The sequence below is a fragment of the Phycicoccus avicenniae genome (assembly GCF_050496545.1).
Classification (GTDB): Bacteria; Actinomycetota; Actinomycetes; order Actinomycetales; family Dermatophilaceae; genus Phycicoccus; species Phycicoccus avicenniae_A.
The window spans coordinates 86,930-95,463 of record NZ_JBNVZV010000016.1; the positions used below are offsets into that span (position 1 = coordinate 86,930).

General features: G+C 75.2%; 10 protein-coding genes. All 10 read right to left on the minus strand.

Annotated elements, in window-relative coordinates; genetic code table 11:
* Positions 1 to 12: 12 nt before the first annotated feature.
* The 10 genes from ACQZ2A_RS14155 to ACQZ2A_RS14200 all read right to left on the minus strand — a co-directional run bounded on the left by ACQZ2A_RS14155 (position 13) and on the right by ACQZ2A_RS14200 (position 8,426).
* The gene (locus ACQZ2A_RS14155) at positions 13 to 996 is read right to left on the minus strand and encodes an AAA family ATPase (RefSeq protein WP_430212228.1); all 984 of its coding nucleotides are present in this window, start codon (positions 994 to 996) and stop codon (positions 13 to 15) included.
* Entirely contained in the window at positions 993 to 2,222 is a 1,230-nt protein-coding gene (locus ACQZ2A_RS14160; RefSeq protein WP_430212229.1) for a DUF4350 domain-containing protein, read from the minus strand. The genes ACQZ2A_RS14155 and ACQZ2A_RS14160 overlap by 4 nt, the downstream gene beginning before the upstream one ends.
* Entirely contained in the window at positions 2,219 to 2,860 is a 642-nt protein-coding gene (locus ACQZ2A_RS14165; protein WP_430212232.1) for a DUF4129 domain-containing protein, read from the minus strand. The genes ACQZ2A_RS14160 and ACQZ2A_RS14165 overlap by 4 nt, the downstream gene beginning before the upstream one ends.
* Complete coding sequence (locus tag ACQZ2A_RS14170; protein ID WP_430212234.1) at positions 2,857 to 3,864, minus strand: hypothetical protein; 1,008 nt, start codon at positions 3,862 to 3,864, stop codon at positions 2,857 to 2,859. Before ACQZ2A_RS14170 ends, ACQZ2A_RS14165 begins: the two co-directional genes overlap by 4 nt.
* Positions 3,865 to 4,076: 212 nt before the next feature.
* Positions 4,077 to 4,724, minus strand: coding sequence for a uridine kinase family protein (locus tag ACQZ2A_RS14175; RefSeq protein ID WP_430212236.1), 648 nt, complete (start codon positions 4,722 to 4,724; stop codon positions 4,077 to 4,079).
* 6 nt (positions 4,725 to 4,730) lie between these two features.
* A complete protein-coding gene (locus ACQZ2A_RS14180) occupies positions 4,731 to 5,303 on the minus strand; it encodes a GNAT family N-acetyltransferase (RefSeq protein ID WP_430212238.1) in 573 nt (190 codons plus the stop codon).
* Positions 5,300 to 5,701, minus strand: a complete 402-nt coding sequence (locus ACQZ2A_RS14185; RefSeq protein WP_430212241.1) for a hypothetical protein — start codon at positions 5,699 to 5,701, stop codon at positions 5,300 to 5,302. Before ACQZ2A_RS14185 ends, ACQZ2A_RS14180 begins: the two co-directional genes overlap by 4 nt.
* Before the next feature lie 107 nt (positions 5,702 to 5,808).
* Positions 5,809 to 7,254: a DUF222 domain-containing protein gene (locus ACQZ2A_RS14190; RefSeq protein WP_430212243.1), complete on the minus strand. Its 1,446-nt coding sequence runs from the start codon at positions 7,252 to 7,254 to the stop codon at positions 5,809 to 5,811.
* Between the two features lie 165 nt (positions 7,255 to 7,419).
* Entirely contained in the window at positions 7,420 to 7,824 is a 405-nt protein-coding gene (locus ACQZ2A_RS14195; RefSeq protein WP_430212245.1) for an MmcQ/YjbR family DNA-binding protein, read from the minus strand.
* 74 nt (positions 7,825 to 7,898) lie between these two features.
* The gene (locus ACQZ2A_RS14200; protein ID WP_430212248.1) at positions 7,899 to 8,426 is read right to left on the minus strand and encodes a maleylpyruvate isomerase family mycothiol-dependent enzyme; all 528 of its coding nucleotides are present in this window, start codon (positions 8,424 to 8,426) and stop codon (positions 7,899 to 7,901) included.
* Positions 8,427 to 8,534 lie beyond the last annotated feature (108 nt).

The following is an 8,534-nucleotide window of genomic DNA, read 5'->3' on the forward strand; positions in this document are numbered from 1 at the left end:
GGCGAGGGGCCATCAGCGGGGGACGGGGACCGAGGCGAGCACGCTGTGCAGGACGGAGGTGACCGACGTGCCCTCGAGCTCGGCCTCGGGCCGCAGCATCAGACGGTGCGCCAGGGTCGCGACGGCGAGGGCCTTCACGTCGTCGGGCGTCACGTAGCCGCGGCCGCTCAGCCAGGCCCAGGCCCGGCCCGTGGCGAGCAGCGCGGTGGCGCCGCGCGGGGAGACCCCGAGCGCGAGCGACGGCGAGGTCCGGGTCGCCCGGGCGATGTCGACGACGTAGCCGATGACCTCGTCGGACACCTCGACGTCACGCACGGCGGCGGCGCCGGCCTCGACGTCCGCGGCGGTGGCGACGGCGCGCAGGCCGGCCGCTGCGAGGTCGCGGGGGTCGAACCCGGAGGCGTGCCGGCGCAGGACGGAGACCTCGTCGTCGCGCTCCGGGACGGGCAGGACGACCTTGAGGAGGAAGCGGTCGAGCTGGGCCTCGGGCAGCGGGTAGGTGCCCTCGTACTCGACCGGGTTCTGGGTGGCCGCGACGAGGAACGGCGCGGTGAGCGGGTGCGCGGTGCCGTCGACCGAGACCTGCCGCTCCTCCATCGCCTCGAGCAGCGCGGACTGCGTCTTCGGCGGCGTCCGGTTGATCTCGTCGGCGAGCAGCAGGTTGGTGAACACCGGCCCCGGCCGGAACGAGAAGTCGCTCTCCCGGGCGTCGTACACGAGCGAGCCGGTGAGGTCGCCGGGCATGAGGTCGGGGGTGAACTGCACCCGCTTGGTCTCCACGTCCAGGGCGGCCGCGAGCGAGCGGACGAGCAGCGTCTTGGCCACGCCCGGCACGCCCTCGAGGAGGATGTGGCCGCGGCACAGCAGCGCGACGAGCATCCCGGCGACGGCGGCGTCCTGGCCGACGACGGCCTTGGCGACCTCCTCGCGGACCCGGATCAGCGCGGCGCGGGCGTCGGTGGCCGACGGGGCGGGCGTGGTGGCGGTGTCTGTCATGACGAGCGGACCTTCTCCTCGAGGTGGGCGAGCTGCTGGGCGAGCGTGACGAGGCCGGCCTCGTCGAGCGGCGCGGGGGCGCGCAGGAGGGCGTCGACCTCGTCGGTCGGGAGCCCCGCCGCGGCGGCCACGGCGGGCACGAGCCCGTCGGTCGGGGTGCGGGCGGGCAGTCCGAGCCGCACGGCCAGCCGAGCGGCGCTGGCCTGGCGGAGCACGCGGGCGGCGCGCACGCGGTCGCCGGAGGCACGGTAGAGCTCGGCGCGGCTCTCGGTGGTCTCGGTGGCGCGGACGACGACCGGCAGGGGCTCGGGGACCAGCCGCCCGAGGCGCCGGCCACGGGCCAGGGCGAAGGCGACGAAGGCCAGCGCGAGCAGCACGAGGCCGGGGCCGACCCACGCCGGCCAGACCGAGTCGTCCTCGGTGGTGGGTGGGTTCTCGGTCGTGTCCTCGTAGTCGGGGTGGTACCAGACGAGGCGGGGGGAGGCGCCGAGCAGCCGGACCACGAGCCCGGCGTGGTCGGCCTCGGTGACGAAGCGGTTGGTCGCGGCGTCCGGCATCCCGAGGACCGTGACGGGCGCACGGTCGGTGGTCGACGGCACCTCGACGGCGGCGAAGCCGACCGGCGCGTCGGGGGCGTCCGGGTCGCCGACGGGGTAGCAGCCGCGCGCGCCGTCGGCCCGGGCCTGCGCCGACGGCACGATGGCCCACGAGAGCCGGGTGACGTGGTCGCCGCCGTCGACCCACGGGAGGGAGCAGTCGGCGGCGGCCGGCTCGCGCGCGGGGACGCCGATCGACAGCCCGAGGCCGAGGGAGTCCAGGACGCCCGGTGCGCCGTCGAGGAACACGACGCCGTCGGCGGAGCGGGTGCCGGAGAGGAGGCGTGCGGCCGCGGAGTCGGTGAGCAGGTCGGAGTTGCCCACGACGACGGTGGTGCCCCGCCCGTCGCCCGCGGCGTCGACCGCCTCGTCGGCGGTGCTGACGACCTCGACGTCTATGCCCTGGTCCCGCAGCACCTCGACCAGCGCCCGCGTGCCCGACTGCCCGGTGCCGTCGGGGTGCAGGTAGTCCTCCGGCGAGGGGCTGCCGGCGACGAGGGCGATGACGAAGCCGCCGACGACGAGCACGGCGACCCACAGCACGATGCCGCGCGTGCGCCGCACGACGCGTCGCCCGTCGACTCCCGCGGCGCTCACGCCCGGTGCGTCGGTGGTCGTGGTGGCGCTCACGGCACGGTCTCCAGCGGCGCCTCGGCCACGACCCGTTCCGGACGGGCGGCCGCGAGGCGGGCGTCGAGGTCGAGCACCGCGCGGGCGGTCTGCTCGACCGCCGGCCGGTGGCCGTAGCGGACGGCGTCAAAGGCGTCGGCGGCCTCGAGGAGGGGCTGCTGCTCGCCGGGAAAGCGGGGCGTCAGCGCGAGCGCTACCTCGTGCGCCGTCCGGCCGGGGGCGTCGTCGAGGACCACGCGCTCGACCGCCGCGCGGGCGATCGTGCGGACGCCGTCGAGGACCGCGGTGTCCCAGTCGCCGGCGGCCAGGGCCGCCCGGGCGCCGGCCCGCAGCGTCGCGGCCGGCACGTCGGGGACGTCGAGCACGCCGGTCGCGTCGCCGCCGGAGCGGCCGACCTCGCGGCGCAGCACCCGCCAGAGGACGAGGCCGACGACGGCGAGGACGAGCCCGATGGCGATCGGCACGGCCACCGACGGCAGGCCGCTCGAGGGCGCGCTGTTGAGCAGGTCGTCGAGGAACTCGCGGATCCGTTCGATGATGCTCGGCTGGGCGTGGTAGCGCTGGCTGGTCAGCTCCTCCTCGAGCCAGCGGCGAGCCTGCTCGGAGGTGGGGTCGAGGGGTGCGTCGAACGGGGTCACGGCGCGGTGGTCGGCCACGGCGGGGGAGCGGCCCCCTGCGTGGCCTGGATGAGCCGGACGTCCAGACCCTCGGTGCGGATGCGCGCGTCGACGTAGAGCAGCGCGTCGACCCCGGCACTGAACGGCGTGGTCAGTGCCCCGGTGATGAGCCCCGCGATGCCGGTGGTGACGGTCTGCAGGACGAAGATCTCCGACCCGTCGCCGCCCTCACCGAGGAAGGCGGCCGTGACGAAGAAGAGGACGAGGGTGATCGGCAGGGTGATGATGTACGCGGCGACGCCGACGACGAACCCGGTCAGCAGGCGGATGCCGAAGATCCGCCAGAAGGCGCCCTTCAGCGGGCTGCCGACCAGGGCCCACGAGCGGCGCAGGCCGCGCAGGACGCCCACCCGCTCGAGGACGATCGCCGGGGTGACGAACGACCACTTGGTGCCGAGCCAGACCAGCACGACGATCGCCGCGAGGACGGCCACAACCACGAGGAGGACGGTCAGCCCGACGCTGTCGCCGTCGGAGGCGTACGAGAACGCGATGAGCCCGACGGGCAGGGCGATGGCGAGCAGCAGGGCGACCGTGTACAGGAGCGCGATGAGGAGGACGGCGCCGACCATCGGCAGCACGCGGCCGCGGGTGGCGCGCCAGACCTCGCCCATCCCGACCTTGCGGCCGAGCACGGCCTGCCCCACGACCTGGGCGAGGAAGCCGGCGAGGAGGATCGCCGAGAAGGACTGCCCGATGGTCGGCAGGTAGACGCCGAAGATGCCGAGGCCGAAGCCGTCGGGCACGGTGTCGGAGGACGCGAGCGACTCGTCGAAGAGGCCGGCCGCGCTCTGTCCGGACAGCCAGGCGCCGAGCGCGGTCGTCGGGACGAGGAAGGCCAGGCAGGTGAGGGTGGCCAGGCCGATGGTGGCGCCCGGGTTGCCGCGCACCGACTTCAGCACGCCCCCGTAGACGTCACCGAGCCGCAGCGGCCGCAGCGCGATGATGCCCGGGCGGAACTCCATCGACCGGTAGGGCGGCGGTGCGGCGCCGGGAGGCGCGTACCCCGCGCCGGGGGGCGGCGTGGAGCCCGGGGGCGGGTACGCACCGCCGGGCGGAGGACCTGCGGGGGGTGCCGGCGGAGGGGTCCCCGGGGGCGGACCGGCGGGCTGCGAGCCCGGCGCCACCCACGGCTGGTCGGTCATCCTCGTGCCCCCTCGGTCGCCACGGCGCCACCCTAACCGAGCAGCTCGCGCTCCACGGCGGAGGCGCGAGAACCCACGGCACCGAGCGCGGACTGCCGGGCGACGATGCCGGGCTCGGCACGCATCAGGCCCCAGCCGCGCCGGACGAGCACGAGCGGCGGCTTGCGGCGCTCGCGCAGGTCGCGGAGCAGGCGGCGGACGAAGGTGACTGCCGGACGGTGGCGGACGCACCAGGCGCTGTGCAGCATCCCCTCGGCGTCGAGCCGGGCGACGACCTCGGCGGCGAAGATGCCCTCGGCGAGGACGAGGTCGTCCGGGCGGGCGCTCACCTCGTGCCGGCCGACGGCCCGGCTCCTCGAGATGTCGTAGACGGGCAGCTCGGTGCGGCCGGTGGCGAGGAGCTCGCGCAGCGCGGCGAGGGCGCGCTCGGCGTCCCAGCTGTCGGGGTGGTCCCAGTCGATGATCCCGAGGTCGGCCTGGCGGGGCATCGCGGGGTCGTCCTCGTCGCGGTAGAAGTCGTCGAGGCGGAAGACCGGCCAGCCGCGTGCGGCGTGCAGGCGGTCCGCGAGGCGGGACTTGCCCGAGCCGCTCGGTCCCGCGAGGACGACGACGCGGCGACGGTCGGCGTCGGTGGCGGGGGAGGGGTGGGCGCGGTCCTGGTCCGGTTCCCGTGCACCCACGGGAGGTCAGTCTAGGGCCGCCCGCGCCTGCTCCCGGTCACGGCGCAGGAGGCCGAGGACCCACGAGTCGGAGACCTCGCCGTCGACGACGCAGTCCTCGCGCAGCGTGCCCTCGAGGACGAACCCCAGCTTGCCCATGACGGCGGCGGACGCGACGTTGCGGGTGTCCGCCTCGCCCTGGACCCGGTTGAGGTCGAGGGTCGCGAAGGCCCAGTCGAGGATGGCGCCGACGGCCTCGGTGGCGTACCCGTGCCCCCACGCGTCCTGCCGGAGGACGTACGTGATGGTCGCGCTGCGGTGCACGTCGTCGTACCCGGTCAGCGAGCACCAGCCGAGGAAGGCGCCGTCCTCGCGGCGCTCGACGGCCACGCGCGCGCCGGTGCCGTCCTCGGCCATCCGCCGGCAGCCCGCGAGGAAGCCGTCCGCGCGGGCGGGGTCGGGCCACGGGGGCTCGTCCCAGTACCGCAGGACCGCGCGGTCGGTCATCAGGGCCACCAGGTCGGCGGTGTCGTGGTCGGCGAACGGGCGCAGCCGGAGCCGTGCGGTGTCGAGCGTGGGCGTGGGCAGGGCGTGGGTCACGGCTCGTACCGTAGGCCGCCGTCGGCGCAGAAGGACGTGCCCGCCGCTTCGCCGTCGCCCAGGCACTGGCCGTCGACGAGGGCGCGGGCGCCCAGGGGTTCCGGCAGCAGGAGCGTGAACGGCACCTCCGGGTTGCCCTGGCAGTCCGCCGATCCGGGTTCTTCCGGGGTGACGACGAAGGTCACGACGACCCGGTCGGCCCCGACGTCGACCGTCGGCTCCTCGGCGGTTCCCGTGACCCCGCTGTTGCAGCCGACCCGGGTCACGAGGACCTGCAGCTCGGTCGATGCCGCCGTGACCTCCTGGCCGGGCGCCAGGCTCCAGGACGCTCCGGCGGTGGACGAGGGAAGCACCCCACAGCCACCGAGGAGGATCCCGCCGGCCGCGACGACCGACATCAGCGTGCACCTCCGCGTGCGGTTCGCGGGTCGGCTCGGGCGGACCACCATGGCGCCAGTCTGCTCTCGCGCGCCGGCTCGGCAACCGAGGGACACGGCGGTGGCGCTCAGGAGGGCACGCGGTGCTGGGGTTCGGTGGTGCGAGTCTGCCCGTTCGGGCCGTGCCAGGTGATGGTGCCGTCCGGGGAGAGGACGGGTCGCCAGCGGCCGAGCTGCTTGAAGCGGTGGTGTCGGCGGCAGAGGTCTTCCAGGGACTGCGGTGTGGTCTCGCCGTCGGGCCAGGCTCGGACGTGGTCGAGGTCGCAGCGTTCGGCGGGGCGGGTGCAGCCCCACATCCGGCAGGTCCCGTCGCGGGTCTTCACGAAGTCGGTGATGGCCTTGGTCGGCTTGTAGGCGCCGGTGGTGAGCGAGGCGAGGGTGCCGGTCTCGGCCTCGAGCACCGCGCGGGCGATCTCCATCGGCAGGAGCTTGAGGAGGTTGGCCAGGGTTGCGGGGTCGACCCAGCCGAGGCTCGGGAGCTGGGTGCCGGAGACCGCGAACCGGGGGCTGACCTCGGCCATCACGTCGGCACGGTCGTTGAACGACTCGGGCGACATCGTCACCCACGAGAGCTCCTCGCGTGTGGCGGGGTCGAGGTCGCCGTAGCGGGTCTCGGCACCCGTGGTGTGGTCGATGATCGTGTCGTCGTCGTCCCAGTCGACCCGGAACCGCTCAGCGGCCTCCGGCTCCGGCGCCGGCCGGTCCGTCACGACCGGCACCCCGAGCGTCACCTGCGCCGACACCGACACGTTCCGCAGCACCAGATCAGTCAGGGCGTCCGCGCGGGACTCCGGCACCGACAGCGCCTCGTCGACCTGGCGGTACTCCCCGGCGAGCTGCTCGACCGCGGACCACATCGCCGCCGAGGTCGCGGTCGGGAGCGAGGCGAACCACTCCGACAGGCCGTCCGCGCCGGGGCACACCTCCACCCGCCGACCCGTCTTCGTCAGCGCCACGTGCGCCGCGACCTGGTCCGCCGCGACCCGCGTCGCGACCCGCCGCGCCTCGGACATCACCCGCGCCGGGTCCAGATCCGGCAGCCGCGGAGCGAGCTCGGCATCGACCCGACCGCACGCCTCCACATCGAGCCCGGCACACGCGTCGACGACCTTCTGCGCCGTGATCGTGCCCACCGCGCCCGCGACCAACAGGTCACGCGTACGGGGGAACCGCTGCCCGAGCACCGCACCGAGCGTGACCTTGCGCCCGGCCACGCCCTCGGTCAGGCGGGCCTCGAGGCAGAACATCACGCCCGACATACCGTCCACGAACCCCACCGGATGCACCCGCTCCGCCGGGCCATCACCCGAGAGCCGCGTCTCGAACCGCGCACCCCACGCCGCGCTCACCGCCACCAACGCATCAGCCGCGTTCGCCAACGCCTGCGCCTCCCCGGCGAGCTCGAAGGCATCCCCCGACGACAGTCCCTGGCCCCCCTCGCACAGTTCACGACCCAGCCGCGCGCACTCCTCACGCAGTGCCGCGATGCGGCTCGAGATCGTCCCCCTGTCCATGCCTCATCGTACCGAACACTCGTACGAAGAGCAAGACCCAAAACAACGAATTTTGCTGTCCCCAAGCGCAATTGGCCCGAATGTCGGAGCGCGTGGCCATGTGCTCCGAGTGCCGGAGCACATGGCTCCCGGGGTGGCAGGCTGCCCACCCACATGACGGGGACTCTAGGCGGGGCCGGGGCGGTCGACGAGGGCGACGAGCTTCTTCGGGGCCAGGACGCAGTAGGACTCGACGACGAGCTCGGCGACCTCGTCCCAGTCGGTGTCCGGACCGAGGGTGAGGCCCATGGCGTCGCGGCCCCAGCCGAGCACGCGGAAGGGGGGACCTGCGTGGCGCAGCGCCTCGAGCTCCTCGCCGGCGGCGCGGAAGGTCATGGTGACCGAGGCGCCGTCGACGGGATCCTCGATGCCGAGCACGTGGACGAACGTGCGGGTCCGCACCCGCCAACGGGTGCCGACCCAGGCGCGCTCCTCGTACGCGTCCGGGAGGCCGAGGCACATCCGGCGCAGGCGGGCCTCCACCTCGGCGGGGACGTCGTCGGTGAGGCGGCGGACGGGCGTGGCAGCCATCGGCGCAGGCTACGCCGCTCCACCGACGGCCGCCGCGGCGCCGGCGAGTGGAGCCGACGACAGAGGGCCTCGGCTCAGACCTCGCGGCCGGCGAACGCGGCGAGCCGGGTGTAGGCGTCCGCACCCTCCGGGGCCGGCCGGGCCGGACCGAACGCCTCGCCGCGGTTGTCGTCGGTCAGGCCCTGCTCCATGAAGGCCGCGCCCTTCTCGGCGACGGCCGGCTCGAGGCCGGCGGTGTCCCGTCCCAGCCCCCGCGCGAGGTCCCAGGTGTGGACGGCGAGCTCGGCGCACTGCCACTCCGGCGGCGGCGCGTCGGAGTCCTCCGGTGCGTCGGCCCAGGCGGCGAGCAGGTCGTCGGACGCGGCGCGCATCGCCTGGGCCCGGTCGCCCTCGACGCGCGGGGTCGGGGCGGACCAGTCGACCTCCTGGCCCCGAACCCCGCGGGCGAAGTTCCCCACGCCGGCAACGACGTGGTCCACGAGGTCGCCGACCGTCCAGCCCGCGCAAGGGGTCGGCCGGACGGCGTTCTCGTCGTCCACGCCGCCCATGAGGTCGACGAGCTGGTCGAGCGCGGTCGCGAGGGTGCTGGTGTCTGCTGCCATCCCCGGACCGTACAACCGCTCGACCCCCGTCGAGGGGTTAGCGCCCCACCATCCCCGTCCCGGTCGGGGGGGGGGGGGGGGGGGGGGGGGGGGGGGGGGGGGGGCGGG

Coding starts and splice junctions, on each gene's coding strand:
- ACQZ2A_RS14155 (WP_430212228.1), bottom strand. CDS start 996: ATGACAGACACCGCCACCACGCCCGCCCCGTCGGCCACCGACGCCCGC.
- ACQZ2A_RS14170 (WP_430212234.1), bottom strand. CDS start 3,864: ATGGAGTTCCGCCCGGGCATCATCGCGCTGCGGCCGCTGCGGCTCGGT.
- ACQZ2A_RS14195 (WP_430212245.1), bottom strand. CDS start 7,824: ATGGCTGCCACGCCCGTCCGCCGCCTCACCGACGACGTCCCCGCCGAG.
- ACQZ2A_RS14190 (WP_430212243.1), bottom strand. CDS start 7,254: ATGGACAGGGGGACGATCTCGAGCCGCATCGCGGCACTGCGTGAGGAG.
- ACQZ2A_RS14200 (WP_430212248.1), bottom strand. CDS start 8,426: ATGGCAGCAGACACCAGCACCCTCGCGACCGCGCTCGACCAGCTCGTC.
- ACQZ2A_RS14185 (WP_430212241.1), bottom strand. CDS start 5,701: ATGTCGGTCGTCGCGGCCGGCGGGATCCTCCTCGGTGGCTGTGGGGTG.